This is a genomic window from Pseudomonas sp. FSL W5-0203 (assembly GCF_001896155.1).
GTDB classification, from domain to species: domain Bacteria; phylum Pseudomonadota; class Gammaproteobacteria; order Pseudomonadales; family Pseudomonadaceae; genus Aquipseudomonas; species Aquipseudomonas paracarnis.
Map to the genome: position 1 here is coordinate 1 of NZ_MPOR01000004.1, position 26,287 is coordinate 26,287.

At 55.0% G+C, this 26,287-nt stretch carries 30 protein-coding genes and 4 tRNA genes; all 34 read left to right on the forward strand.

The window, feature by feature from the left end:
* Positions 1-207: 207 nt before the first annotated feature.
* Complete coding sequence (gene birA, locus BOP96_RS05300; protein ID WP_014720157.1) at positions 208-1,167, forward strand: bifunctional biotin--[acetyl-CoA-carboxylase] ligase/biotin operon repressor BirA; 960 nt, start codon at positions 208-210, stop codon at positions 1,165-1,167.
* The gene (locus BOP96_RS05305) at positions 1,157-1,906 is read left to right on the forward strand and encodes a pantothenate kinase (protein ID WP_073452010.1); all 750 of its coding nucleotides are present in this window, start codon (positions 1,157-1,159) and stop codon (positions 1,904-1,906) included. The genes birA and BOP96_RS05305 overlap by 11 nt, the downstream gene beginning before the upstream one ends.
* Before the next feature lie 7 nt (positions 1,907-1,913).
* Positions 1,914-2,360: a hypothetical protein gene (locus tag BOP96_RS05310; protein ID WP_014720155.1), complete on the forward strand. Its 447-nt coding sequence runs from the start codon at positions 1,914-1,916 to the stop codon at positions 2,358-2,360.
* Positions 2,361-2,502: 142 nt separating this feature from the next.
* Positions 2,503-2,587: transfer RNA gene (locus BOP96_RS05315), tRNA-Tyr, on the forward strand.
* A gap of 24 nt (positions 2,588-2,611) precedes the next feature.
* Positions 2,612-2,685 (forward strand) — tRNA-Gly (locus tag BOP96_RS05320).
* Positions 2,686-2,711: 26 nt separating this feature from the next.
* Positions 2,712-2,787 (forward strand) — tRNA-Thr (locus tag BOP96_RS05325).
* A 143-nt stretch (positions 2,788-2,930) separates the two neighbouring features.
* Positions 2,931-3,006, forward strand: a tRNA-Trp gene (locus BOP96_RS05330).
* A 45-nt stretch (positions 3,007-3,051) separates the two neighbouring features.
* The gene (gene secE / locus BOP96_RS05335; RefSeq protein WP_003194658.1) at positions 3,052-3,420 is read left to right on the forward strand and encodes a preprotein translocase subunit SecE; all 369 of its coding nucleotides are present in this window, start codon (positions 3,052-3,054) and stop codon (positions 3,418-3,420) included.
* 9 nt (positions 3,421-3,429) lie between these two features.
* Positions 3,430-3,963 carry a transcription termination/antitermination protein NusG gene (nusG, locus tag BOP96_RS05340; protein WP_003176436.1) on the forward strand — a complete coding sequence of 178 codons (534 nt, stop codon included), beginning with the start codon at positions 3,430-3,432 and terminating at the stop codon, positions 3,961-3,963.
* Positions 3,964-4,079: 116 nt separating this feature from the next.
* Positions 4,080-4,511 carry a 50S ribosomal protein L11 gene (gene rplK, locus BOP96_RS05345; protein ID WP_003176435.1) on the forward strand — a complete coding sequence of 144 codons (432 nt, stop codon included), beginning with the start codon at positions 4,080-4,082 and terminating at the stop codon, positions 4,509-4,511.
* On the forward strand, positions 4,511-5,206 hold the full coding sequence (gene rplA, locus BOP96_RS05350) for a 50S ribosomal protein L1 (protein WP_003176434.1): 696 nt from the start codon (positions 4,511-4,513) through the stop codon (positions 5,204-5,206). Before rplK ends, rplA begins: the two co-directional genes overlap by 1 nt.
* A 199-nt stretch (positions 5,207-5,405) precedes the next feature.
* Positions 5,406-5,906, forward strand: a complete 501-nt coding sequence (gene rplJ, locus BOP96_RS05355; protein WP_003232405.1) for a 50S ribosomal protein L10 — start codon at positions 5,406-5,408, stop codon at positions 5,904-5,906.
* 78 nt (positions 5,907-5,984) lie between these two features.
* Positions 5,985-6,350, forward strand: a complete 366-nt coding sequence (rplL, locus tag BOP96_RS05360; protein ID WP_005791984.1) for a 50S ribosomal protein L7/L12 — start codon at positions 5,985-5,987, stop codon at positions 6,348-6,350.
* A 219-nt stretch (positions 6,351-6,569) separates the two neighbouring features.
* Positions 6,570-10,643 (forward strand): DNA-directed RNA polymerase subunit beta, encoded by a 4,074-nt coding sequence (gene rpoB, locus BOP96_RS05365; protein ID WP_019819139.1) that lies wholly within the window; start codon positions 6,570-6,572, stop codon positions 10,641-10,643.
* Between the two features lie 64 nt (positions 10,644-10,707).
* On the forward strand, positions 10,708-14,907 hold the full coding sequence (rpoC, locus tag BOP96_RS05370) for a DNA-directed RNA polymerase subunit beta' (protein WP_019819137.1): 4,200 nt from the start codon (positions 10,708-10,710) through the stop codon (positions 14,905-14,907).
* A 216-nt stretch (positions 14,908-15,123) separates the two neighbouring features.
* Positions 15,124-15,495, forward strand: a complete 372-nt coding sequence (rpsL, locus tag BOP96_RS05375) for a 30S ribosomal protein S12 (RefSeq protein ID WP_002555494.1) — start codon at positions 15,124-15,126, stop codon at positions 15,493-15,495.
* Positions 15,496-15,613: 118 nt separating this feature from the next.
* Positions 15,614-16,084 carry a 30S ribosomal protein S7 gene (rpsG, locus tag BOP96_RS05380; protein WP_002555493.1) on the forward strand — a complete coding sequence of 157 codons (471 nt, stop codon included), beginning with the start codon at positions 15,614-15,616 and terminating at the stop codon, positions 16,082-16,084.
* Positions 16,085-16,114: 30 nt separating this feature from the next.
* Complete coding sequence (gene fusA / locus BOP96_RS05385; protein ID WP_003194651.1) at positions 16,115-18,220, forward strand: elongation factor G; 2,106 nt, start codon at positions 16,115-16,117, stop codon at positions 18,218-18,220.
* Between the two features lie 30 nt (positions 18,221-18,250).
* Complete coding sequence (gene tuf / locus BOP96_RS05390; RefSeq protein WP_005791980.1) at positions 18,251-19,444, forward strand: elongation factor Tu; 1,194 nt, start codon at positions 18,251-18,253, stop codon at positions 19,442-19,444.
* 158 nt (positions 19,445-19,602) lie between these two features.
* A complete protein-coding gene (rpsJ, locus tag BOP96_RS05395) occupies positions 19,603-19,914 on the forward strand; it encodes a 30S ribosomal protein S10 (protein ID WP_003186070.1) in 312 nt (103 codons plus the stop codon).
* A gap of 81 nt (positions 19,915-19,995) precedes the next feature.
* Positions 19,996-20,631 (forward strand): 50S ribosomal protein L3, encoded by a 636-nt coding sequence (rplC, locus tag BOP96_RS05400; protein WP_003194649.1) that lies wholly within the window; start codon positions 19,996-19,998, stop codon positions 20,629-20,631.
* A 12-nt stretch (positions 20,632-20,643) separates the two neighbouring features.
* Positions 20,644-21,246 carry a 50S ribosomal protein L4 gene (gene rplD, locus BOP96_RS05405; protein WP_003176424.1) on the forward strand — a complete coding sequence of 201 codons (603 nt, stop codon included), beginning with the start codon at positions 20,644-20,646 and terminating at the stop codon, positions 21,244-21,246.
* Entirely contained in the window at positions 21,243-21,542 is a 300-nt protein-coding gene (gene rplW, locus BOP96_RS05410) for a 50S ribosomal protein L23 (protein ID WP_002555488.1), read from the forward strand. The genes rplD and rplW overlap by 4 nt, the downstream gene beginning before the upstream one ends.
* Positions 21,543-21,556: 14 nt before the next feature.
* On the forward strand, positions 21,557-22,381 hold the full coding sequence (gene rplB / locus BOP96_RS05415) for a 50S ribosomal protein L2 (RefSeq protein ID WP_003186055.1): 825 nt from the start codon (positions 21,557-21,559) through the stop codon (positions 22,379-22,381).
* Positions 22,382-22,397: 16 nt separating this feature from the next.
* Positions 22,398-22,673, forward strand: coding sequence for a 30S ribosomal protein S19 (rpsS, locus tag BOP96_RS05420; RefSeq protein WP_002555486.1), 276 nt, complete (start codon positions 22,398-22,400; stop codon positions 22,671-22,673).
* Positions 22,674-22,684: 11 nt separating this feature from the next.
* Entirely contained in the window at positions 22,685-23,017 is a 333-nt protein-coding gene (rplV, locus tag BOP96_RS05425; protein WP_003103908.1) for a 50S ribosomal protein L22, read from the forward strand.
* 13 nt (positions 23,018-23,030) lie between these two features.
* Positions 23,031-23,717: a 30S ribosomal protein S3 gene (gene rpsC / locus BOP96_RS05430; RefSeq protein ID WP_003176422.1), complete on the forward strand. Its 687-nt coding sequence runs from the start codon at positions 23,031-23,033 to the stop codon at positions 23,715-23,717.
* A 12-nt stretch (positions 23,718-23,729) separates the two neighbouring features.
* Entirely contained in the window at positions 23,730-24,143 is a 414-nt protein-coding gene (rplP, locus tag BOP96_RS05435) for a 50S ribosomal protein L16 (RefSeq protein ID WP_003176421.1), read from the forward strand.
* Positions 24,143-24,334 (forward strand): 50S ribosomal protein L29, encoded by a 192-nt coding sequence (gene rpmC / locus BOP96_RS05440; protein ID WP_002555481.1) that lies wholly within the window; start codon positions 24,143-24,145, stop codon positions 24,332-24,334. Before rplP ends, rpmC begins: the two co-directional genes overlap by 1 nt.
* A gap of 2 nt (positions 24,335-24,336) precedes the next feature.
* The gene (gene rpsQ / locus BOP96_RS05445) at positions 24,337-24,603 is read left to right on the forward strand and encodes a 30S ribosomal protein S17 (protein ID WP_003194644.1); all 267 of its coding nucleotides are present in this window, start codon (positions 24,337-24,339) and stop codon (positions 24,601-24,603) included.
* A gap of 23 nt (positions 24,604-24,626) precedes the next feature.
* Positions 24,627-24,995 (forward strand): 50S ribosomal protein L14, encoded by a 369-nt coding sequence (rplN, locus tag BOP96_RS05450; RefSeq protein ID WP_002555479.1) that lies wholly within the window; start codon positions 24,627-24,629, stop codon positions 24,993-24,995.
* A gap of 11 nt (positions 24,996-25,006) precedes the next feature.
* A complete protein-coding gene (rplX, locus tag BOP96_RS05455; RefSeq protein WP_003176416.1) occupies positions 25,007-25,321 on the forward strand; it encodes a 50S ribosomal protein L24 in 315 nt (104 codons plus the stop codon).
* 22 nt (positions 25,322-25,343) lie between these two features.
* The gene (rplE, locus tag BOP96_RS05460) at positions 25,344-25,883 is read left to right on the forward strand and encodes a 50S ribosomal protein L5 (RefSeq protein ID WP_003194642.1); all 540 of its coding nucleotides are present in this window, start codon (positions 25,344-25,346) and stop codon (positions 25,881-25,883) included.
* Positions 25,884-25,896: 13 nt separating this feature from the next.
* Positions 25,897-26,202, forward strand: a complete 306-nt coding sequence (gene rpsN, locus BOP96_RS05465) for a 30S ribosomal protein S14 (protein ID WP_003176414.1) — start codon at positions 25,897-25,899, stop codon at positions 26,200-26,202.
* Positions 26,203-26,287 lie beyond the last annotated feature (85 nt).

Sequence of the window (26,287 nt, forward strand, 5' to 3'; positions counted from 1 at the left end):
TCGCCGATGGTAGTGTGGGGTTTCCCCATGTGAGAGTAGGTCATCGTCAAGATTAAATTCCGAAACCCCAATTGCGAAAGCAGTTGGGGTTTTGTTTTGGACGCTCGAAAATCTTGTGGGGCGTCGATCAATACTGATATCCACCCTTTCTATGCAATGACCCTGCGCATGGCTATCATGCGTGCCTCATTCTGAGGCGATATGTGCATGCTGACGTTGTTGAAACTTCTGAAAGATGGTCAGTTCCATTCTGGAGAAGCGCTTGGCGCCGCCCTGGGCGTTAGTCGCAGTGCCGTGTGGAAGCAGCTTCAGCATCTTGAGGCAGAATTGAATCTTCCTATCCATAAGGTCCGGGGTCGTGGGTATAGATTGGCTGCGCCATTGGTATTTTTGAATGCGCAGGAGGTTTCTCGGGAGGCGACTTCCCTATCTTGGCCCGTTCATATTTTCGATTCCATTGACTCCACTAATGCCGAGGCCTTACGTCTTGTCGATGCGGGTAGTGCGGCACCTTTTGTTGTGCTAGCGGAGCAGCAGACGGCTGGTAGGGGGCGCAGAGGCCGTAAATGGGTCAGCCCATTTGCGCAAAACGTTTACTACAGCCTTGTATTGCGTATTGAGGGTGGTCTGCGGCAACTGGAAGGGTTGAGTCTGGTGGTAGGACTGGCAGTCCTGCAGGCTCTGCGTGAGTCGGGTGTGCAGGGCGCGGCTTTGAAGTGGCCAAACGACGTCTTGGTTGGGCACAAGAAAATCTCAGGCATCTTGCTTGAGCTGGTGGGAGATCCCGCGGATATCTGTCACGTTGTGCTAGGGATAGGTATCAATGTGAATATGCAGAGGGCAGCTGATGTTGATCAGCAGTGGACCTCGATGCAGCTTGAGACGGGCTTTTCAGTTGATCGCAATCACCTGGTGGCGCGACTGGGTTTGCAACTCCAAGCCTACCTAGATCGACACAAGGCTGCGGGTTTTGCAGGGTTGCAAGACGAATGGGAGCAGCATCACGCGTGGCAGGGGAAGTCCGTGTCGCTTATCGCGGGCGTCAATCAGATTGATGGGGTTGTGCTGGGCGTGGATCGTCAGGGCGCCTTGCGTTTGGATGTCGGTGGCGTTGAGAAAATATACAGCGGTGGTGAGTTAAGCCTGAGGTTGCGTGATGATTCTTGAGCTCGACTGTGGAAATAGCTTTATCAAATGGCGTGTTCTTGAGTTGAGTGAGGCAACTGTTCGCGCGGAAGGTATCGCAGGTTCAGATATCGCGCTGATCGATAGTTTGGTGGCTTTGCCTGGTCTATTGCTCACGCGTTGTCGGTTAGTGAGTGTTCGCGCGCTTGAGGAGACCGATAAGCTGATAGCTGCCTTGGTAGCGGCATTTGGCGTTGCTGTTTCCTGTGCAACCTCTGCTCAAGAAATGGGCGGAGTGCGCAACGGCTACGAAGACTCCCAGCGCCTGGGGATGGATCGATGGCTGGCCATGCTAGGCGCGTTCAAGTTGGCGTCAGGTGCATGCCTGGTACTCGACTTTGGTACAGCGGCGACAGCAGATTTTATTGGTCCGGACGGTGGGCACCTGGGTGGGTTTATTTGCCCGGGTATGCCGCTTATGCGTAATCAACTGCGAACCCATACCCGCAAGATACGCTATGACGACGCGGCCGCTGAGCGGGCTGTGGAGCGTCTCTCTCCTGGACGTACGACCGTAGAGGCCGTCGAGCGTGGGTGTACGCTCATGCTTAGAGGGTTTGTGCTGACCCAGCTCGAGTTGGCGCGAGGCTATTGGGGAGAGGATTTCACGGTCTTCCTCACTGGCGGCGATGCTGACCTGGTGAGGGATGCTGCGCCTCAGGCTCGGCTGGTCCCGGATCTGGTGTTTGTTGGTTTGGCAATAGCGTGTCCTTTGTCTTGAGGTGATTATGCGCTGGCTGTTTTTACTTTTACTGGTCCTCAATGTTTTCTATTACGTCTGGCATCAGCAAGAGGCGCCATTGCGGGCCAAGGATGTCACGCCCTTGAGTCTCCATCGGGGGGCACAACAAGATATTCGCCTCCTGAGTGAGTCGGCAGATGCGGTGGCGCGGCGTGATCGAGCGAGGCCGGCAGAGGCGCAGAATACCTGCTTGTACATCGGTGGGTTCACTGATCGACGCCAAGCCTCCTCTCTCGAGCAGAGGCTCACCAGCCTGGATATCAAGGTCAAGGTACAGTTGCTGAATGCGCCGGACGCCTCGGGTTATTGGTTGCGTGTAGCCCCTGAGAGCCGTCGCCTGGCTGACGATCTGCCCTTTGAAAGCCTTGCTAATGAATTCAATGAGTTAAAACATAAAATAATGCTGTGTGAAGGCATTGCAACTCTCGAATAGTTTGCATAGAATGGCGCCCGCTTCGCAGTGAAGACCTTTAAGGGCTACAGTGCAAAGCGACCGTCAATGCAGCTAACCTCATAATTTAAATGAGAAAATGCTTGACAGAAGGTCGGCGTGATGTAAAATGCCGGCTCGCTTAGGAGGGGTTCCCGAGCGGCCAAAGGGATCAGACTGTAAATCTGACGTCTACGACTTCGAAGGTTCGAATCCTTCCCCCTCCACCATTTTTAGCGTGAGCTGCAAGCTCCGCGGGTATAGTTTAGTGGTAGAACCTCAGCCTTCCAAGCTGATGATGCGGGTTCGATTCCCGCTACCCGCTCCAAGTTTGCAGGTTGTGCAAGGTGTTTCGCTCTTGTAGCTCAGTTGGTAGAGCACACCCTTGGTAAGGGTGAGGTCAGCGGTTCAAATCCGCTCAAGAGCTCCATATGACAAGGCAGATATGAAAATATCTGCCTTTGTTTTAACAGCTGCCTCGGCTTGAATGTTGTTCGATGTTTCAGGTCTTGTGGGGTTGGTTGTTGTAAAGTCTTTTTCAGGCCTGCATAATGGTCGGCCTGATTTTGTTTTAGGTCAGTAGCTCAATTGGCAGAGCGACGGTCTCCAAAACCGTAGGTTGGGGGTTCGATTCCCTCCTGACCTGCCAGATTCACGTGGTGTGTCTGGCTTTCTTTTCACAGGATCTTCATAGATGACTCCTAAGGCTGAAGCTCAAAGCTCTCGTTTCGATCTGGTAAAGTGGCTCGCTGTAGTCGCCTTGGTGGTCGTAGGCGTTGTTGGCAATCAGTACTATTCTGCTTCGCCGATCCTGTACCGTGTACTCGCTTTGCTTGCCCTCGCTGCTGTAGCTGCCTTTGTAGGCCTGCAGACTGCCAAAGGCAAGTCGTTCGCGGTACTGGTTAAGGAAGCTCGCACCGAAATCCGTAAAGTCGTTTGGCCGACTCGCCAAGAAACCACTCAGACCACATTGATTGTCGTGGCTGTTGTTCTGGTTATGGCGTTGCTGTTGTGGGGGCTTGATTCCCTGCTCGGCTGGCTTGTTTCCTTGATTGTTGGCTAAGGGTGTCCCGTGGCTAAGCGTTGGTACGTTGTGCATGCTTACTCGGGTTACGAGAAGCATGTTATGCGCTCTTTGCTGGAGCGCGTAAAGCTGGCAGGCATGGAAGATGGCTTCGGCGAAATTCTGGTTCCCACTGAAGAAGTGGTTGAAATGCGGAATGGGCAGAAGCGCAAAAGCGAACGCAAGTTCTTCCCTGGCTACGTGCTGGTACAAATGGACATGAACGAAGGTACTTGGCACTTGGTCAAGGATACCCCTCGCGTCATGGGCTTCATTGGCGGTACTGCCGACAAGCCTGCTCCGATCACCGACAAAGAGGCAGAAGCAATTCTGCGTCGTGTTGCTGATGGTAGCGACAAGCCCAAGCCGAAGACATTGTTCGAGCCGGGTGAGGTTGTTCGCGTTACAGACGGTCCGTTCGCTGATTTTAACGGTACGGTCGAAGAAGTTAACTACGAAAAGAGCCGGATCCAAGTGGCAGTGCTCATTTTCGGTCGCTCTACCCCGGTAGAGTTGGAGTTCAGCCAGGTCGAAAAGGTCTAGCTGGGCAAGCATCCCAACCCCGCAGCCTAGGCTGTGGGGTTTTGTCGTCACTGGGATAAACGCGCAAGTAACCGGGGAGCCTTTCGAGGCGTTTGAACCCGTAATTGGAGTGCCTCATGGCCAAGAAGATTACCGCTTACATCAAGCTGCAAGTGAAGGCCGCTCAGGCCAACCCTAGCCCACCCGTCGGTCCAGCTCTGGGTCAGCACGGCGTGAACATCATGGAATTCTGCAAGGCCTTCAACGCCCGTACTCAGGGTCTTGAGCCAGGTCTGCCGACTCCAGTGATCATCACTGTATACAGCGACCGTAGCTTCACCTTCGAAACCAAGTCGACCCCGGCTTCGGTTTTGCTGAAGAAAGCTGCCGGTCTGACCAGCGGTTCCGCTCGTCCTAACACCGTTAAGGTTGGCACCGTAACCCGTGCTCAGCTGGAAGAAATCGCGAAAACCAAAAACGCGGATCTGACTGCAGCTGATATGGATGCAGCCGTGCGTACCATCGCCGGTTCTGCTCGTAGCATGGGCCTTAACGTGGAGGGTGTGTAATGGCTAAGCTGACCAAGCGCCAAAAGGCTATCGCCGGCAAGATCGAAGCAGGCAAGTCCTACAACTTCGTAGACGCTGCTGCCCTGCTGACCGAGCTGTCGACTGTCAAGTTCAGCGAGTCTGTTGACGTTGCTGTGAACCTGGGTGTTGACCCACGTAAATCCGACCAGGTCGTTCGTAGCGCTACTGTGCTGCCACACGGCACTGGCAAGACTGTACGTGTTGCTGTCTTCACCCAAGGCCCAGCTGCTGAAGCTGCTCTGGCCGCTGGTGCTGATCGCGTTGGCATGGACGACCTGGCTGCCGAAATGAAAGGCGGCGACCTGAACTATGACGTCGTTATTGCTTCCCCGGATGCAATGCGTGTTGTAGGTCAGTTGGGTCAGATCCTCGGTCCACGTGGCCTGATGCCTAACCCTAAAGTCGGCACCGTAACTCCAGACGTAGCTACCGCGGTTAAAAACGCCAAGGCTGGTCAGGTTCGTTATCGCACCGACAAAAACGGCATCATTCACACCTCCGTTGGCAAAGTCGGCTTCGATGCCGTCAAGCTGAAGGAAAACGTTGAAGCCCTGATCGCTGATCTGAAGCGTATCAAGCCTGCTTCCTCGAAAGGTATCTACGTCAAGCGCGTTACCCTGAGCACCACTATGGGCCCAGGTCTGGTCATCGACCAAGGCTCGCTGGACGTATAAGACACAAGTTGGCGCAAGCGATTGCGCCAATTGAAAGATTGGGGTCCCTGCCTGGCGGGGGCTATCCAAGACCGTAGGCGACGCAAGTCTTAAACCAACAAGCCTACGCAGATGGTGCTCCCGGTTCCTTACCGAATCAGACACCAAAACGACATCCGGCCTCGGCCAGATGAAACGGTAACAAGCAGGAGTTAAACCCGTGGCAATTAATCTCGAAGACAAGAAGGCCATCGTCGCTGAAGTCAACGAGGCTGCCAAAGCTGCTCTGTCCGCTGTCGTGGCTGATGCCCGTGGTGTGACAGTAGGCGCTATGACCGGACTCCGTAAAGAGGCTCGTGAAGCTGGCGTATACGTACGTGTTGTACGTAACACCCTGCTCAAGCGCGCCGTTGCTGACACTGAATACAGTGTTCTCAACGACGTGTTCACTGGCCCGACTCTGATCGCATTCTCCAAGGATCATCCGGGCGCTGCTGCCCGTTTGTTCAAAGAGTTCGCCAAGAGTCAGGATAAGTTCGAGATCAAGGCAGCTGCGTTCGAGGGCAAGTTCCTCGCAGCTAACCAAATCGACGTACTGGCAACACTGCCGACCCGCGACGAAGCCATTTCGCAGCTGATGAGCGTGATTCAAGGCGCTACCAGCAAGCTGGCTCGTACTCTGGCTGCAGTTCGCGAGCAAAAAGAAGCTGCCGCAGCCTAAGGCTGAGCAAATTCTCTCGCGTATTTTTGTTTATTTCGATGGCCGCGTAGGCCGTCCCCCAATTCAGGAAATACAGCAATGTCTATCTCCCAAGACGATATCCTCAACGCCGTAGCTGAAATGTCGGTTCTGCAGGTTGTTGAGCTGATCAAAGCTTTCGAGGAAAAATTCGGCGTTTCCGCTGCCGCTGCTTCCGCTGGCCCAGCTGCTGCTGCTGCTGTTGTTGAAGAGCAAACCGAATTCAACGTCATGCTGACCGAAGCTGGCGAGAAGAAAGTAAACGTGATCAAGGCAGTACGTGAACTGACCGGTCTGGGCCTGAAAGAAGCCAAGGCTGTAGTTGACGGCGCTCCTGCCATGGTTCTGGAAGCTGTTGCCAAAGACGCAGCTGACAAAGCCAAAGCTACTCTGGAAGAAGCAGGCGCTAAAGTCGAGCTGAAGTAAGCATCGACCTTGCGTCTCCAGCCCAAGCGTTAAGCTGAAGGCTGATGGCTGGTGGCTCTTGCCACCGGCCTTTTTCCGTTCTTGGCTGTCGACTCGGTCGCCGCCATTAACGCGCTGTAGCCACCCGAAGCGGTGGTGCAAACCATGGGGTTTGCAAGATTTTCTGGCTGCTCCCGTCGGAGGGGCCAAACAAGCAGGTGACCAAGCTGGGGAACGCTGATGGCTTACTCATATACTGAGAAAAAACGTATCCGCAAGGACTTTAGCAAGTTGCCGGACGTCATGGATGTCCCGTACCTTCTGGCTATCCAGCTGGATTCGTATCGTGAATTCTTGCAGGCGGGAGCGACCAAAGATCAGTTCCGCGACGTGGGCCTGCATGCGGCCTTCAAATCCGTTTTCCCGATCATCAGCTACTCCGGCAATGCTGCGCTGGAGTACGTCGGTTATCGCCTGGGCGAACCGGCATTTGATGTCAAAGAATGCGTGTTGCGTGGCGTTACGTACGCCGTACCTTTGCGGGTAAAAGTCCGTCTGATCATTTTCGACAAAGAATCGTCGAACAAAGCGATCAAGGATATCAAAGAGCAAGAAGTCTACATGGGCGAAATCCCATTGATGACTGAGAACGGTACCTTCGTTATCAACGGTACCGAGCGTGTAATCGTTTCCCAGCTGCACCGTTCCCCGGGCGTGTTCTTCGACCACGACCGCGGCAAGACGCACAGCTCCGGCAAACTCCTGTACTCCGCGCGGATCATTCCGTACCGCGGTTCGTGGTTGGACTTTGAGTTCGACCCGAAAGACTGCGTGTTCGTGCGTATCGACCGTCGTCGCAAGCTGCCGGCCTCGGTACTGCTGCGCGCGCTCGGCTATACCACTGAGCAAGTGCTGGACGCTTTCTATACCACCAACGTATTCAGCCTGAAGGATGAAACCCTCAAGCTGGAACTGATCGCTTCGCGTCTGCGTGGTGAAATTGCCGTCCTGGACATCCAGGATGAAAAAGGCAAGGTCATCGTTGAGGCTGGCCGTCGTATCACTGCGCGCCACATCAACCAGATCGAAAAAGCCGGTATCAAAGAGCTGGAAGTGCCTCTGGACTACGTTCTGGGTCGCACTACCGCCAAGGTCATCGTTCACCCGGCTACAGGCGAAATCCTGGCTGAGTGCAACACCGAGCTGAACACCGAGATCCTGGCCAAAATCGCCAAGGCCCAGGTTGTTCGCATCGAGACCCTGTACACCAACGATATCGACTGCGGTCCGTTCATCTCCGACACACTGAAGATCGACTCCACCAGCAACCAATTGGAAGCGCTGGTCGAGATCTATCGCATGATGCGTCCTGGTGAGCCACCAACCAAAGACGCTGCCGAAACCCTGTTCAACAACCTGTTCTTCAGCCCTGAGCGCTATGACCTGTCTGCGGTCGGCCGGATGAAGTTCAACCGTCGTATCGGTCGTACCGAGATCGAAGGTTCGGGCGTGCTGTGCAAGGAAGACATCGTTGCGGTACTGAAGACCCTGGTCGACATCCGTAACGGCAAAGGCATCGTCGATGACATCGACCACTTGGGTAACCGTCGTGTTCGCTGCGTAGGCGAAATGGCCGAGAACCAGTTCCGTGTTGGCCTGGTGCGTGTTGAGCGTGCGGTCAAAGAACGTCTGTCGATGGCTGAAAGCGAAGGCCTGATGCCGCAAGACCTGATCAACGCCAAGCCAGTGGCTGCGGCGGTGAAAGAGTTCTTCGGTTCCAGCCAGCTTTCGCAGTTCATGGACCAGAACAACCCGCTCTCCGAGATCACCCACAAGCGCCGTGTTTCTGCACTGGGCCCGGGCGGTCTGACCCGTGAGCGTGCAGGCTTTGAAGTTCGTGACGTACACCCGACGCACTACGGTCGTGTTTGCCCGATCGAAACGCCGGAAGGTCCGAACATCGGTCTGATCAACTCCCTGGCCGCTTATGCGCGCACCAACCAGTACGGCTTCCTCGAAAGCCCGTACCGTGTGGTGAAAGACGCTCTGGTCACCGACGAGATCGTGTTCCTGTCCGCCATCGAAGAAGCTGATCACGTGATCGCTCAGGCTTCGGCCACGATGAACGACAAGAAAGTCCTGATCGACGAGCTGGTAGCTGTTCGTCACTTGAACGAGTTCACCGTCAAGGCGCCGGAAGACGTCACCTTGATGGACGTTTCTCCGAAGCAGGTAGTGTCGGTTGCAGCGTCGCTGATCCCGTTCCTGGAACACGATGACGCCAACCGTGCGTTGATGGGTTCCAACATGCAGCGTCAAGCTGTACCGACCCTGCGTGCTGACAAGCCGCTGGTAGGTACCGGCATGGAGCGCAACGTAGCCCGTGACTCCGGCGTTTGCGTCGTGGCTCGTCGTGGCGGCGTGATCGACTCCGTTGATGCCAGCCGTATCGTGGTTCGTGTTGCCGATGACGAAGTAGAAACTGGCGAAGCCGGTGTCGACATCTACAACCTGACCAAATACACCCGCTCGAACCAGAACACCTGCATCAACCAGCGTCCGCTGGTGAGCAAGGGTGATCGCGTTCAGCGTAGCGACATCATGGCCGACGGCCCGTCCACCGACATGGGTGAGCTGGCTCTGGGTCAGAACATGCGCATCGCGTTCATGGCATGGAACGGCTTCAACTTCGAAGACTCCATCTGCCTGTCCGAGCGTGTGGTTCAAGAAGACCGCTTCACCACGATCCACATCCAGGAACTGACCTGTGTGGCACGTGATACCAAGCTTGGGCCAGAGGAAATCACTGCAGACATCCCGAACGTGGGTGAAGCTGCACTGAACAAGCTGGACGAAGCCGGTATCGTTTACGTAGGTGCTGAAGTTGGCGCTGGCGACATCCTGGTCGGTAAGGTCACTCCGAAAGGCGAGACCCAACTGACGCCGGAAGAGAAGCTGCTGCGTGCCATCTTCGGTGAAAAAGCCAGCGACGTTAAAGACACTTCCCTGCGTGTACCTACCGGTACCAAGGGTACTGTCATCGACGTACAGGTCTTCACCCGTGACGGCGTTGAGCGTGATGCTCGTGCACTGTCCATCGAGAAGACCCAGCTCGACGAGATCCGCAAGGACCTGAACGAAGAGTTCCGTATCGTTGAAGGCGCGACCTTCGAACGTCTGCGTTCCGCTCTGGTAGGCCACAAGGCTGAAGGCGGCGCAGGTCTGAAGAAAGGTCAGGACATCACCGACGAAATTCTCGACGGTCTTGAGCACGGCCAGTGGTTCAAACTGCGCATGGCTGAAGACGCTCTGAACGAGCAGCTCGAGAAGGCCCAGGCCTATATCGTTGATCGCCGCCGTCTGCTGGACGACAAGTTCGAAGACAAGAAGCGCAAACTGCAGCAGGGCGATGACCTGGCTCCAGGCGTGCTGAAAATCGTCAAGGTTTACCTGGCAATCCGTCGCCGCATCCAACCGGGCGACAAGATGGCCGGTCGTCACGGTAACAAAGGTGTGGTCTCCGTGATCATGCCGGTTGAAGACATGCCGCACGATGCCAATGGCACCCCGGTCGACGTCGTCCTTAACCCGTTGGGCGTACCTTCGCGTATGAACGTTGGTCAGATCCTTGAAACCCACCTGGGCCTCGCGGCCAAAGGTCTGGGCGAGAAGATCAACCGTATGATCGAAGAGCAGCGCAAGGTCGCAGACCTGCGCAAGTTCCTGCACGAGATCTACAACGAGATCGGCGGTCGCAACGAAGAGCTGGACACCTTCTCCGACCAGGAAATCCTGGATCTGGCGAAGAACCTGCGCGGCGGCGTTCCAATGGCTACCCCGGTGTTCGACGGTGCCAAGGAAAGCGAAATCAAGGCCATGCTGAAACTGGCAGACCTGCCGGAAAGCGGCCAGATGCAGCTGTTCGACGGCCGTACCGGCAACAAGTTTGAGCGCCCGGTTACTGTTGGCTACATGTACATGCTGAAGCTGAACCACTTGGTAGACGACAAGATGCACGCTCGTTCTACCGGTTCGTACAGCCTGGTTACCCAGCAGCCGCTGGGTGGTAAGGCTCAGTTCGGTGGTCAGCGTTTCGGGGAGATGGAGGTCTGGGCACTGGAAGCATACGGTGCTGCATACACTCTGCAAGAAATGCTCACAGTGAAGTCGGACGATGTGAACGGTCGTACCAAGATGTACAAAAACATCGTGGACGGCGATCACCGTATGGAGCCGGGCATGCCCGAGTCCTTCAACGTGTTGATCAAAGAAATTCGTTCCCTCGGCATCGATATCGATCTGGAAACCGAATAACACGTGACGCGAATCGAGAGCGTGGCCGTTTGGCCCGCTCTCTGCTCCGCCAGGAGGAAAGGCCTTGAAAGACCTACTGAATTTGCTGAAAAACCAGGGTCAAGTCGAAGAGTTCGACGCCATCCGTATTGGGTTGGCATCGCCTGAGATGATCCGTTCGTGGTCGTTCGGTGAAGTTAAAAAGCCGGAAACCATCAACTACCGTACGTTCAAACCTGAGCGTGACGGCCTGTTCTGCGCCAAGATCTTTGGCCCGGTAAAGGATTACGAGTGCCTGTGCGGTAAGTACAAGCGCTTGAAGCACCGTGGTGTGATCTGCGAGAAGTGCGGCGTTGAAGTTGCGCTGGCCAAGGTTCGTCGTGAGCGCATGGCGCACATCGAACTGGCTTCGCCGGTTGCCCACATCTGGTTCCTGAAATCGCTGCCGTCCCGTATCGGCTTGCTGATGGACATGACCTTGCGTGATATCGAACGCGTTCTCTACTTCGAGAGCTATGTCGTTATCGATCCAGGCATGACCACCCTTGAAAAAGGTCAGCTGCTGAACGACGAGCAGTACTTCGAAGCGCTGGAAGAGTTCGGCGACGATTTCGATGCCCGCATGGGTGCCGAAGCTGTCCGCGAACTGCTGCACGCTATCGACCTGGAGCACGAGATTGGTCGTCTGCGTGAAGAGATTCCGCAAACCAACTCCGAAACCAAGATCAAGAAGCTGTCCAAGCGTCTGAAGTTGATGGAAGCCTTCCAGGGTTCCGGCAACCTGCCAGAGTGGATGGTGCTGACCGTTCTGCCGGTTCTGCCGCCAGACCTGCGTCCGCTGGTACCGTTGGACGGTGGTCGTTTCGCGACGTCCGACCTCAACGACCTGTACCGCCGCGTGATCAACCGTAACAACCGCTTGAAGCGCCTGCTTGATCTGTCCGCTCCGGACATCATCGTGCGCAACGAAAAGCGTATGTTGCAAGAAGCGGTCGATGCCCTGCTCGACAACGGTCGTCGTGGCCGCGCTATCACCGGTTCGAACAAGCGTCCTCTGAAATCCCTGGCTGACATGATCAAGGGTAAGCAAGGTCGTTTCCGTCAGAACTTGCTCGGTAAGCGTGTTGACTACTCCGGTCGTTCGGTAATTACTGTAGGCCCGACCCTGCGTCTGCACCAGTGCGGTCTGCCTAAGAAGATGGCACTCGAGCTGTTCAAGCCGTTCATCTTCGGCAAGCTGGAAATGCGCGGTCTCGCGACCACCATCAAAGCGGCCAAGAAAATGGTCGAGCGCGAACTGCCAGAGGTTTGGGACGTTCTCGCTGAAGTGATTCGCGAACACCCGGTTCTCCTCAACCGTGCACCGACCCTTCACCGTCTGGGTATCCAGGCGTTTGAACCGGTGCTGATCGAAGGTAAGGCTATCCAGCTGCACCCTCTGGTCTGTGCCGCGTACAACGCCGACTTCGACGGCGACCAAATGGCCGTGCACGTACCGCTGACACTGGAAGCCCAGTTGGAAGCGCGTGCGTTGATGATGTCGACCAACAACATTCTGTCGCCAGCCAACGGTGAGCCAATCATCGTTCCGTCGCAGGACGTTGTATTGGGTCTGTACTACATGACTCGTGAAGCGATCAACGCCAAAGGCGAAGGTCGTGTGTTTGCTGACCTGCAGGAAGTTGACCGTGTGTTCCGTGCCGGCGAAGCCGCACTGCACGCCAAGGTCAAGGTGCGGATCCACGAAACCGTCAACGACCGTGACGGCGGCAGCGTGAGCAACACCCGTATCGTCGACACCACTGTCGGCCGTGCGCTGTTGTACCAGGTTGTGCCAAAAGGTCTGTCGTACGACGTCGTCAACCTGCCGATGAAGAAAAAGGCGATCTCCAAGCTGATCAACCAGTGCTACCGCGTGGTTGGTTTGAAAGAGACCGTTATCTTCGCTGACCAGTTGATGTACACAGGTTTCGCTTACTCGACTATCTCCGGCGTTTCCATCGGCGTTAACGACTTCGTTATCCCGGATGAAAAAGCCCGCATCATCAGTGCTGCCACTGACGAAGTGAAAGAGATCGAGAGCCAGTACGCCTCCGGCCTGGTAACCCAGGGCGAGAAGTACAACAAAGTGATCGACCTTTGGTCCAAGGCCAACGACGAAGTGTCCAAGGCGATGATGGCCAACCTCTCGAAAGAGAAAGTCATCGACCGTCATGGCGTCGAAGTCGATCAAGAGTCTTTCAACTCGATGTACATGATGGCCGACTCGGGCGCACGGGGTTCTGCTGCGCAGATCCGTCAGCTCGCCGGTATGCGTGGCCTGATGGCCAAGCCGGACGGTTCCATCATCGAAACGCCGATCACTGCGAACTTCCGTGAAGGTTTGAGCGTACTTCAGTACTTCATCTCCACTCACGGTGCTCGTAAGGGTCTTGCGGATACCGCGTTGAAAACCGCTAACTCCGGTTACCTGACTCGTCGTCTGGTAGACGTTGCACAAGATCTGGTTGTAACCGAAATCGATTGCGGCACCGAGCACGGCCTGCTGATGACGCCGCACATTGAAGGCGGTGACGTTGTAGAGCCGCTGGGTGAGCGCGTATTGGGTCGTGTTATTGCCCGTGACGTATTCAAGCCAGGTACCGAGGAAGTTATCGTTCCTGCCGGCACCCTGGTTGACGAGAAGTGGGTCGAGTTCATCGAACTCAACAGCATCGACGAAGTGATCGTTCGCTCGCCGATCAGCTGCGAAACCCGCTACGGCATCTGCGCCAAGTGCTATGGCCGTGACTTGGCTCGTGGTCACCAGGTGAACATCGGTGAAGCGGTCGGCGTTATCGCTGCCCAGTCCATCGGTGAGCCGGGTACCCAGCTGACCATGCGTACGTTCCACATCGGTGGTGCGGCAAGCCGGACCTCCGCAGCCGACAGCGTTCAGGTGAAGAATGGCGGTACCGTCCGCCTGCATAACCTCAAGCACGTTGAGCGAGTGGATGGTCACCTGGTTGCTGTGTCCCGTTCCGGTGAGCTGGCCATCGCTGATGACTACGGTCGTGAGCGTGAGCGTTACAAGCTGCCGTACGGTGCTGTGATTTCGGTTAAAGAAGGTGACAAGGTCGACGCTGGCGCAATCGTGGCCAAGTGGGATCCGCACACTCACCCAATCGTTACCGAAATGAAAGGTACCGTGACCTACGTGGGCATGGAAGAAGGCATCACGATCAAGCGTCAGACTGACGAATTGACCGGTATGACCAACATTGAAGTACTCGACGCCAAAGATCGTCCAGCTGCTGGTAAGGACATCCGTCCTGCCGTGAAGATGGTCGATGACAACGGCAAGGATCTGTTGCTGCCAGGCACTGACGTAATCGCTCAGTACTTCCTGCCAGCCAACGCCCTGGTCGGTGTAGCGGATGGTGCGAAGATCGCGATCGGTGATGTTATCGCGCGTATCCCGCAAGAAACTTCGAAGACCCGTGACATCACCGGTGGTCTGCCGCGTGTTGCCGACTTGTTCGAAGCTCGTCGTCCGAAAGAAGCGTCGATTCTGGCTGAAGTCAGCGGCACCATCGCGTTCGGTAAAGAAACCAAAGGCAAGCGCCGTCTGGTTATTACCCCGAACGACGGTAGCGATCCGTATGAAGAGCTGATTCCGAAGTGGCGTCACCTGAACGTGTTCGAAGGCGAACAGGTAAACCGCGGCGAAGTTATCTCCGACGGCCCGAGCGATCCACACGACATCCTGCGTCTGCTGGGTGTGAGTGCGCTGGCCAAGTACATCGTTAACGAGATCCAGGACGTTTACCGTCTGCAAGGCGTGAAGATCAACGACAAGCACATCGAGACCATCCTGCGTCAGATGCTGCGTAAAGTTGAAATCGCTGAATCCGGCGATTCCAGTTTCATCAAGGGCGACCAGATGGAACTGACTCACGTACTGGTAGAAAACGAGCGCCTGGCGAACGAAGAGAAATTTGTCTCCAAGTTCACTCGCGTGTTGCTGGGTATCACTAAGGCGTCGTTGTCCACTGAGTCGTTCATCTCGGCGGCCTCCTTCCAGGAGACCACTCGCGTACTGACGGAAGCAGCGGTAACCGGCAAGCGCGATTACCTGCGCGGCCTGAAAGAAAACGTAGTCGTGGGTCGTCTGATCCCGGCAGGTACCGGTTTGGCTTATCACAGCGAGCGTAAGCGTCGCCGTGATGCTGACAAGCCGCTGCGCGTAAGCGCCAGTGAAGTGGAAGCTGCACTGACCGAAGCGCTGAACTCAAGCGGTAACTGAGTTCTGCGATAGATGAGTCTGGGCCCTGACACTCCCGTTCGTCGGATCGAGGCATTTTTGCCCCGGTTCGACGCGAGGGGAGGTCGGGGCCTTGCCTTGACTGGGGACAAGATCCTCTTTAGACTCTTGTACCCCTAAATTTGGCGGGAATTCGTTCCTGCCATTTTGCTTTTCTTGCAAGACAATAGCGTCGCAAGACAACAGTGGAGCTAGTAGATGGCAACTATCAACCAGCTGGTACGTCAGCCGCGTAAGCGTATCGTCGAGAAATCCGACGTACCTGCGCTGCAGAACTGCCCGCAACGTCGTGGCGTATGCACCCGTGTGTATACCACCACGCCGAAAAAACCTAACTCGGCACTGCGTAAAGTATGCCGTGTGCGTCTGACCAACGGTTTCGAGGTTTCCTCGTACATCGGCGGTGAAGGCCACAACCTGCAAGAGCACAGCGTGGTACTGATCCGCGGCGGTCGTGTAAAAGACTTGCCAGGTGTTCGTTATCACACCGTACGCGGTTCCTTGGATACTTCCGGCGTTAAAGGTCGTAACCAGGGTCGTTCGAAGTACGGTACCAAGAAGCCTAAGTAGTAGCGGCTTTTTGTAAACCTGAATCATCTTATTTTCTGAGTCGATAAGAGTAAGGTCGGAGGCGTCCCGAAAGGGCACCGATTCCGAGCGAACCTGAAGACCGTTTGAGGGCTTATCCATGCCAAGAAGACGCGTAGCAGCCAAGCGCGAAGTGCTTGACGATCCAAAATACGGAAGCCAAATCCTGGCCAAGTTCATGAACCACGTGATGGAAAGCGGCAAGAAAGCCGTTGCCGAGCGTATCGTTTATGGCGCGCTGGAAAAGGTTAAAGAACGCAAGAACAGCGACCCCCTGGAAATCTTCGAGAAAGCTCTCGACGCCATCGCTCCGCTGGTCGAAGTGAAGTCGCGCCGTGTAGGCGGTGCTACTTACCAGGTTCCGGTTGAAGTTCGCCCGTCCCGTCGTAACGCTCTGGCAATGCGCTGGTTGGTAGACTTCGCCCGTAAGCGCGGCGAGAAGTCTATGGCTCTGCGTTTGGCCGGCGAACTGTTGGACGCTGCTGAAGGTAAAGGTGCTGCTGTTAAGAAGCGTGAAGACGTGCACCGTATGGCTGAAGCCAACAAAGCTTTCTCGCACTACCGCTTCTAATTTTAGCTTCACTAATTTTGCGAGGGCTTTATGGCTCGTACTACTCCGATTAGCCGCTACCGTAACATCGGTATCGTCGCTCACGTGGATGCTGGTAAAACCACCACCACCGAGCGCGTACTGTTTTACACCGGCAAAAGTCACAAAATGGGCGAGGTGCATGACGGCGCCGCGACCACAGACTGGATGGTTCAGGAGCAGGAGCGTGGTATTACCATTACTTCTGCTGCTATTACCGCCTTCTGGAAGGGTTCCGAGAAGCAGTACAAAGATGAGCATCGCTTCAACGTAATCGATACCCCGGGCCACGTAGACTTCACCATTGAAGTTGAACGTTCCCTGCGCGTACTCGACGGCGCTGTCGTTGTGTTCTGCGGCACCTCGGGTGTTGAGCCTCAGTCGGAAACCGTATGGCGTCAGGCCAACAAGTACGGCGTTCCACGTCTTGTTTATGTAAACAAGATGGACCGTGCTGGTGCCAACTTCCTGCGTGTGATTGGTCAGATCAAGCAGCGTCTGGGTCACACTCCGGTGCCTATCCAGTTGGCTATCGGTTCCGAAGACAACTTCCAGGGTCAGATCGATCTGATCAACATGGAAGCTGTTTACTGGAATGATTCCGACAAAGGTATGGTTCCTGTTCGCAAGCCTATCCCTGAAGAGCTTCAGGAGCTGGCTGACGAGTGGCGCAACAACATGGTTGAGGCTGCAGCCGAAGCCAGCGAAGAGCTGATGAACAAATACCTCGAAGGTGAAGAACTCACCAACGTGGAAATCAAGGCCGCTCTGCGTCAGCGTACTATCGCTGGTGAGATCGTCTTGGCTGTTTGCGGTTCCTCGTTCAAGAACAAGGGTGTTCCCCTGGTTCTCGACGCCGTTATCGACTACCTGCCTGCTCCAACCGACATTCCTGCTATCAAGGGTTCCAACCCTGATAACGAGGAAGAAGAGATGGAGCGTCATGCTGACGACAACGAGCCGTTCTCGGCTCTGGCGTTCAAGATCGCTACTGACCCATTCGTGGGTACTTTGACCTTCGTCCGCGTTTACTCGGGCGTGTTGGCCTCCGGCGACGGCGTGATCAACTCGGTTAAAGGCAAGAAAGAGCGCGTGGGTCGTATGGTGCAAATGCACGCAAACGCCCGTGAAGAGATCAAGGAAGTGCGCGCTGGTGACATCGCGGCCCTGATCGGCATGAAGGACGTCACCACTGGTGAAACTTTGTGCGACGCTGCCAAGCCAATCATCCTGGTTCGCATGGACTTCCCGGAGCCGGTTATCTCGGTTGCCGTAGAGCCTAAAACCAAGGATGACCAGGAAAAAATGGGTATCGCTCTGGGCAAGCTTGCTCAGGAAGATCCATCTTTCCGCGTCAAAACTGATGAAGAGACTGGTCAAACGATCATCTCTGGCATGGGCGAGCTGCACCTGGACATCCTGGTTGACCGGATGCGCCGTGAGTTCAACGTCGAAGCCAACATCGGTAAGCCTCAGGTTTCCTATCGTGAGCGCATCACGAAGAACTGCGAAATCGAAGGCAAGTTCGTTCGTCAATCCGGCGGTCGTGGTCAGTTCGGTCACTGCTGGATCCGTTTTGCTCCTGCTGACGAAGGTCAGGAAGGTCTGCAATTCGTGAACGAAGTAGTAGGTGGTGTTGTTCCTAAGGAATACATCCCTGCTATCCAGAAGGGTATCGAAGAGCAGATGAAGAACGGTGTTGTTGCCGGCTATCCGCTGATCGGCCTGAAAGCAACCGTTTTTGACGGTTCTTACCACGACGTCGACTCCAACGAGATGGCGTTTAAGGTGGCTGCTTCCATGGCAACCAAGCAACTGGCCCAGAAGGGCGGTGGTGAGTTGCTTGAGCCAATCATGGCGGTAGAAGTTGTTACACCTGAAGACTATATGGGTGATGTCATGGGCGACCTTAACCGTCGTCGCGGCATGATCTTGGGTATGGAAGACACGGTTTCCGGCAAAGTGATTCGCGCCGAGGTTCCGTTGGGTGAGATGTTCGGTTATGCGACCGACGTTCGCTCCATGTCCCAGGGTCGCGCAAGCTACTCTATGGAATTCAAAAAATACAACACAGCTCCGGCGCACATCGCTGAAACTGTATCCAAAAAACAAGGCTGATTCAGTCCTTTAGGCAAGGAGTTAATTGTCGTGGCTAAAGAAAAATTTGATCGTTCCCTACCGCACGTAAACGTTGGCACCATCGGCCACGTTGACCACGGTAAAACCACTCTGACCGCTGCTCTGACTCGCGTCTGCTCCGAAGTTTTCGGTTCGGCTCGTGTTGACTTCGACAAGATCGACAGCGCACCAGAAGAAAAAGCTCGTGGTATCACCATCAACACCGCGCACGTTGAGTACAACTCGACTATTCGTCACTACGCTCACGTTGACTGCCCAGGTCACGCTGACTATGTGAAGAACATGATCACTGGTGCTGCCCAGATGGACGGCGCGATCCTGGTTTGCTCGGCCGCTGATGGTCCGATGCCACAAACCCGTGAGCACATCCTGCTGTCCCGCCAGGTTGGCGTTCCGTACATCGTGGTTTTCCTGAACAAGGCTGACCTGGTAGACGACGCTGAGCTGCTGGAACTGGTTGAGATGGAAGTGCGCGATCTGCTGAGCACTTACGACTTCCCAGGTGACGACACTCCGATCATCATCGGTTCTGCTCGTATGGCTCTGGAAGGCAATGACGAAAACGAAATGGGCACCACTGCCGTTCGTAAACTGGTTGAAACTCTGGACAGCTACATCCCAGAACCAGTTCGTCTGACCGACAAGCCGTTCCTGATGCCAATCGAAGACGTATTCTCGATCTCTGGTCGCGGTACTGTTGTGACTGGTCGTATCGAGCGCGGTATCGTTCGCGTTCAGGATCCACTGGAAATCGTTGGTCTGCGTGACACTACTGTCACCACCTGCACCGGTGTTGAAATGTTCCGCAAACTGCTCGACGAAGGTCGTGCTGGCGAGAACTGCGGCGTTCTGCTGCGTGGTACCAAGCGTGACGACGTTGAGCGTGGCCAGGTTCTGGTTAAGCCAGGTTCGGTCAAGCCGCACACCAAGTTCACCGCAGAAGTTTACGTTCTGAGCAAAGAAGAAGGCGGCCGTCATACTCCGTTCTTCAAAGGCTACCGTCCACAGTTCTACTTCCGTACTACTGACGTGACCGGTAACTGCGAATTGCCAGAAGGCGTTGAAATGGTAATGCCAGGTGACAACATTCAAATGACTGTTACCCTGATCAAAACCATCGCAATGGAAGACGGTCTGCGCTTCGCAATCCGTGAAGGCGGCCGTACCGTTGGTGCTGGCGTTGTAGCTAAAATCATCGAGTAATCTCTCTTTCGAGTGAGCTTTGATGTTTTGAGAAGGCCCCCGCTTAGCGGGGGCCTTTTTTATTGGGTTGACACCTATCTAGGGCGTCTATAGAATTGCGCCTCCTTTTAACGGGCGTATTGCGCCCGGTGGGAATAGCAGCCGGAGTCTGAAATCCAATGCAAAATCAGCAAATCCGTATCAGGTTGAAGGCTTTTGACCATCGCCTGATCGACCAATCCACCCAGGAAATCGTGGAAACCGCGAAACGTACTGGTGCTCAAGTGCGTGGTCCAATTCCACTGCCTACCCGTAAAGAGCGGTTCACCGTTCTGGTCTCCCCGCACGTCAACAAAGACGCGCGTGACCAGTACGAGATCCGTACTCATAAGCGCGTACTGGACATCGTCCAGCCAACGGATAAAACCGTTGATGCACTTATGAAGCTCGATCTGGCGGCCGGTGTGGAAGTACAGATCAGCCTCGGCTAAGACTTGGGTCTTAGTCGTGTAACGCTCTGAAATGGGCGGCCATAGCGGGTGAAAGCCCCGTACACTCATGAGGTTTACAACATGACTATTGGTGTAGTCGGTCGTAAATGCGGTATGACCCGTATTTTCACCGAAGAAGGTGTCTCCATTCCGGTCACGGTCATTGAGATCGAACCGAATCGCGTCACCCAGTTCAAAACTGAAGAAACCGATGGCTATCGTGCAGTGCAAGTCACTGTCGGCGAGCGTCGTGCTTCGCGCGTGACTGCTGCTCAAGCAGGTCACTTCGCTAAAGCAAACGTTGCAGCTGGTCGTACTGTTATGGAGTTCCGTCTTGAAGACGGCGACTACCAGGCTGGCGATCTGATCAACGCTGAAATCTTCGCCGCTGGTCAACTGGTTGATGTAACCGGTCAGTCCAAGGGTAAAGGCTTCCAGGGTACGATCAAGCGTTGGAATTTCCGTGGTCAAGACAACACTCACGGTAACTCCGTTTCCCACCGCGTCCCGGGCTCTATTGGCCAGTGCCAGACTCCTGGTCGTGTATTCAAGGGCAAAAAAATGTCCGGTCATATGGGCGCTGAGCGCGTGACCGTGCAGTCCCTCGAAGTAGTGCGCGTCGACGCTGAACGCAATCTGTTGTTGGTCAAGGGTGCTGTTCCTGGCGCTACTGGCGGCAACCTGGTTGTACGTCCAGCGGCCAAGGCTCGCGGTTAAGGGGAAGCTGACATGCAATTAAATGTAAATGACGCTCAAGCGATCGAAGTTTCCGAACTGACATTTGGCGGCGAATTCAACGAGACGCTCGTTCACCAAGCAGTCGTGGCCTACATGGCCGGCGGCCGTCAAGGTAGCAAGCAGCAAAAGACCCGTTCCGACGTACGTGGTGGCGGTAAGCGCCCTTGGCGTCAGAAAGGCACTGGCCGTGCTCGTGCCGGTACTATCCGTAGCCCAATCTGGCGTGGCGGCGGTACCACTTTCGCAGCTCGTCCACAGGATCACTCTCAGAAGCTCAACAAGAAGATGTACCGCGCAGCTCTGCGCTCCATCCTTGCTGAACTCGTGCGTACTGATCGTCTGGTCGTGGTTCAGGACTTCGCTGTTGAAAGTCCAAAAACCAAAGATCTGCTGGGCAAACTGAACAACATGAGCCTGACCGATGTTTTGATCGTGTCTGAAGCTGTTGATCAGAACCTGTACCTGGCTGCTCGCAACCTGCCACACGTTGATGTACGTGACGTGCAAGGTTCCGATCCAGTTAGTCTGATCGCATACGACAAGGTGTTGATCACCGTGTCGGCCGTGAAGAAATTCGAGGAGCTGCTGGGATGAACCAGGAACGCGTATTTAAAGTTCTGCTTGGCCCGCACGTTTCCGAAAAGGCTACGGTTCTGGCTGACAAGAAAGGCCAGTTCGTTTTCAAGGTTGCAACTGACGCAACCAAGCTGGAAATCAAGAAGGCCGTCGAAAGCCTGTTCAGCGTGAAAGTAGAGCGTGTTACTACCCTGAATGTTCTGGGTAAGAGCAAGCGCACTGCTCGCGGTCTGGGCAAGCGTAATGACTGGAAGAAGGCAGTTATCTCCCTTCAGCCAGGCCAAGATCTCGATTTCAGCAGCAGTGCTGAGTAAGGAAGGGGTGCATCATGGCAATCGTTAAATGCAAACCGACTTCCCCTGGCCGCCGTTTTGTGGTCAAGGTGGTCAACCAGGAGCTGCATAAAGGCGCTCCTCACGCACCGCTGCTCGAGAAAAAATCGAAGTCTGGTGGTCGTAACAACAATGGTCGCATTACCACTCGTCACATCGGTGGTGGCCATAAGCAGCATTATCGTCTGGTCGATTTCCGTCGCAACGACAAAGATGGCATCGCTGCCACTGTCGAGCGTATTGAATACGATCCAAACCGTACTGCTCACATCGCTCTGCTGCTGTACGCAGATGGCGAGCGTCGCTACATCATCGCCCCTAAAGGCGTAAGTGCTGGCGACCAGCTGATCGCAGGTGCTTTGGCACCGATCAAGCCGGGCAATGCTCTGCAACTGCGTAACATTCCAGTTGGTAGCACCGTACACGGCATCGAATTGAAGCCAGGTAAAGGCGCGCAAATCGCTCGTTCCGCTGGTGCTTCGGCTCAGCTGATCGCTCGTGAAGGTGTCTACGTGACCCTGCGTCTGCGTTCTGGTGAGATGCGTAAAGTACTGGCTGAATGCCGTGCGACCCTGGGCGAAGTCTCGAACTCCGAGCACAGCCTGCGTTCGTTGGGTAAAGCTGGTGCCAAACGCTGGCGTGGCGTTCGCCCAACCGTTCGTGGTGTTGCCATGAACCCGGTTGACCACCCACACGGTGGTGGTGAAGGTCGTACCTCTGGTGGTCGTCATCCGGTATCGCCATGGGGCTTCCCGACTAAGGGCGCGAAGACTCGTGGTAATAAGCGTACCGACAAAATGATCGTCCGTCGTCGCAAGTAAATAGAGGGATACGACAGTGCCACGTTCTCTGAAAAAAGGTCCTTTTATTGATCTTCACCTACTGAAGAAGATCGAAGTGGCGGCGGAAAAGAACGATCGCAAACCAGTTAAGACCTGGTCGCGTCGTTCGATGATCCTGCCACAAATGGTCGGTCTGACCATCGCAGTACACAACGGTCGTCAACACGTCCCAGTTCTCGTTAACGAAGACATGGTCGGCCACAAACTGGGCGAGTTTGCCGGTACCCGCACTTATCGTGGGCACGTGGCAGACAAGAAAGCCAAGCGTTAAGGGGTTAGGAAATGGAAGTAGCCGCTAAGTTGTCGGGCGCTCGAATCTCCGCCCAGAAAGCCCGCTTGGTCGCCGACCAGATCCGCGGGAAGAAGGTGGGCGAAGCGCTCAACCTGTTGGCTTTCAGCAGTAAGAAAGCCGCCGAGATCATGAAGAAAGTGCTGGAGTCGGCCGTAGCCAACGCCGAGCATAACGAAGGCGCAGACGTTGATGACCTGAAGGTCAGCACCGTTTTCGTCAACGAAGGGCGTTCGCTGAAGCGCATCATGCCACGTGCCAAAGGCCGTGCTGATCGCATCGTCAAGCGGTCTTGCCATATCACTGTCAAGGTTGCTGACAAGTAACGGAGTCGAAGAGATGGGTCAGAAAGTACATCCCATTGGCATTCGCCTGGGAATCGTCAAGGAGCACACCTCCGTCTGGTACGCAGACGGTCGGACTTATGCGGACTACTTGTTCGCTGATCTGAAGGTGCGTGAGTATCTCCAAGACAAACTAAAAAGCGCGTCCGTAAGCCGTATCGATATCCATCGTCCGGCCCAAACTGCACGTATCACCATCCACACCGCTCGTCCAGGTATCGTTATCGGGAAGAAAGGTGAAGATGTTGAGAAACTGCGTCAGGACCTGACCAAGCAAATGGGTGTGCCTGTGCACATCAATATCGAAGAGATCCGCAAGCCGGAGCTCGACGGTATGCTGGTTGCGCAGAGCGTAGCTCAGCAGCTGGAGCGTCGCGTAATGTTCCGTCGCGCTATGAAGCGCGCCGTACAGAACGCCATGCGCATTGGTGCCAAAGGCATCAAAATCCAAGTGAGCGGTCGTCTCGGCGGTGCTGAAATCGCACGTACTGAATGGTATCGCGAAGGTCGTGTGCCACTGCACACCCTGCGTGCCGACATCGACTATGCCAACTACGAAGCTCACACCACTTACGGTGTGATCGGTGTAAAGGTTTGGATCTTCAAAGGCGAAGTAATTGGTGGTCGCCAAGAAGAACTGAAACCACAAGCACCAGCGCCTCGTAAAAAAGCTGCTAAGTAAGGGGTACGCCAAATGTTGCAACCTAAGCGTACGAAGTTCCGCAAGCAGATGACAGGCCACAACCGTGGTCTGGCTCAGCGCGGTAGCAAAGTCAGCTTCGGCGAGTTCGCGCTGAAGTCTGTAGCTCGTGGTCGTCTCACCGCTCGTCAGATCGAGTCAGCGCGTCGTGCTCTGACCCGTCACGTAAAACGTGGCGGCAAGATCTGGATCCGTGTATTCCCGGACAAGCCGATCTCCAAAAAGCCTCTCGAGGTTCGGATGGGTAAAGGTAAGGGTAACGTGGAATACTGGGTAGCCCAGATTCAGCCAGGCAAAGTCCTGTATGAAATCGAGGGTGTTTCTGAAGAGCTGGCGCGTGAGGCTTTCGCCCTGGCTGCTGCAAAGCTGCCGCTCGCCACCTCCTTTGTTAAACGGACGGTGATGTGATGAAAGCGAATGAACTTCGTGAAAAATCCGCACAGCAGCTGAACGAGCAACTGCTCGGCCTGCTGCGCGACCAGTTCAATCTGCGTATGCAGAAAGCAACTGGCCAGTTGGGGCAGTCTCATCTGCTCTCGCAAGTTAAGCGTGACATCGCTCGCGTGAAGACTGTGCTCAACCAGCAGGCAGGTAAGTGATCATGGCTGAAGCCGAAAAGACTGTCCGTACGCTGACTGGCCGTGTTGTCAGCGACAAGATGGACAAAACCATCACCGTTTTGATCGAGCGTCGCGTTAAGCACCCGATCTACGGTAAATATGTTAAGCGTTCGACTAAGCTGCACGCGCACGACGAAACCAATCAGTGCCACATCGGCGACAAGGTCACTATTCGTGAAACTCGTCCGATGGCCAAGACCAAGTCTTGGGCACTGGTTGATGTTCTCGAACGCGCTGTGGAAGTCTAAGGACTAGGGGTCGGAGAAATTATATGATTCAGACTCAATCCATGCTCGATGTGGCCGATAACAGCGGCGCTCGCCGTGTTATGTGCATCAAGGTGCTGGGTGGCTCCCATCGTCGTTACGCTGGTATCGGTGACATCATCAAAGTTACCGTGAAGGAAGCAATTCCTCGCGGTAAGGTGAAAAAAGGCCAAGTGATGACTGCTGTTGTAGTCCGCACTCGTCACGGCGTACGTCGTGCTGATGGCTCCATTATCCGCTTTGATGGCAACGCTGCTGTTCTTCTGAACAACAAGCAAGAGCCGATCGGCACCCGTATCTTTGGGCCAGTGACCCGTGAACTTCGTACTGAGAAGTTCATGAAGATCGTCTCGCTCGCCCCAGAAGTGCTGTAAGGAGATCCGACATGCAAAAGATTCGTCGTGACGACGAGATCATCGTGATCGCCGGCAAAGACAAAGGTAAGCGCGGTAAGGTGCTTAAGGTTCTCGCCAATAACCGTCTGGTTATCGGTGGTCTGAACCTGGTCAAGCGTCATACCAAGCCTAACCCGATGTCGGGCGTGCAGGGCGGTATCGTCGAGAAAGAAGCTCCGCTGGACGCTTCTAACGTCGCCATCTTCAACGGCGAAACCAACAAGGCTGACCGCGTTGGTTTCAAAGTAGAAGACGGTAAGAAAATTCGTGTCTTCAAGTCGACCCAAAAAGCGGTTGATGCTTGAACACTGCTAGGTAGATTAGACCATGGCACGACTACAAGAGATTTACCGGAAGGAAATCGCCCCTAAGCTTAAGGAAGAACTTAAGCTCGGGAACGTGATGGAAGTTCCGCGCGTCACCAAAATCACCCTGAACATGGGTCTGGGCGAAGCGATCGGCGACAAAAAAGTCATCGAGCACGCTGTTGCTGACCTGGAAAAGATCACCGGTCAAAAAGTCGTTGTGACTTACGCTCGGAAATCCATCGCTGGCTTTAAAGTCCGTGAAGGTTGGCCGATCGGCGTCAAAGTGACTCTGCGCCGTGAGCGTATGTACGAATTCCTGGATCGTCTGCTGTCGATCTCCCTGCCTCGGGTCCGCGACTTCCGCGGCCTGAATGCCAAGTCCTTCGATGGTCGTGGTAACTACAGCATGGGCGTGAAAGAGCAGATCATCTTCCCGGAAATCGACTACGACAAGATCGATGCTCTCCGCGGTCTGGACATCACCCTGACCACCACTGCCAAGAACGATGATGAAGGCCGCGCTCTGCTGCGTGCGTTCAAATTCCCGTTCCGCAACTGATTGGAGTAGGACCATGGCCAAGATGAGCATGAAAAACCGCGAGCTGAAGCGTCAGCTCACGGTTGCCAAGTACGCCAAGAAGCGTGCAGCACTGAAAGCAATCATCGTTGATCTGAACGCAAGTCCAGAAGCGCGTTGGGAAGCTACAGTTGCTCTGCAGAAGCAGCCACGTGACGCAAGCGCTTCGCGCATGCGTAACCGCTGCCGCCTGACCGGTCGTCCACACGGCGTTTACCGCAAGTTCGGCCTCGGCCGTAACAAACTGCGTGAAGCGGCAATGCGTGGTGACGTACCAGGTCTGGTTAAAGCCAGCTGGTAAGTACTTTCAACGTCCAGGTGGTCGGAATCGCAAGATACTGACCGCCGGTGACCTTGAATCTGGATCAAGCCCCTTTTGGGGCTTG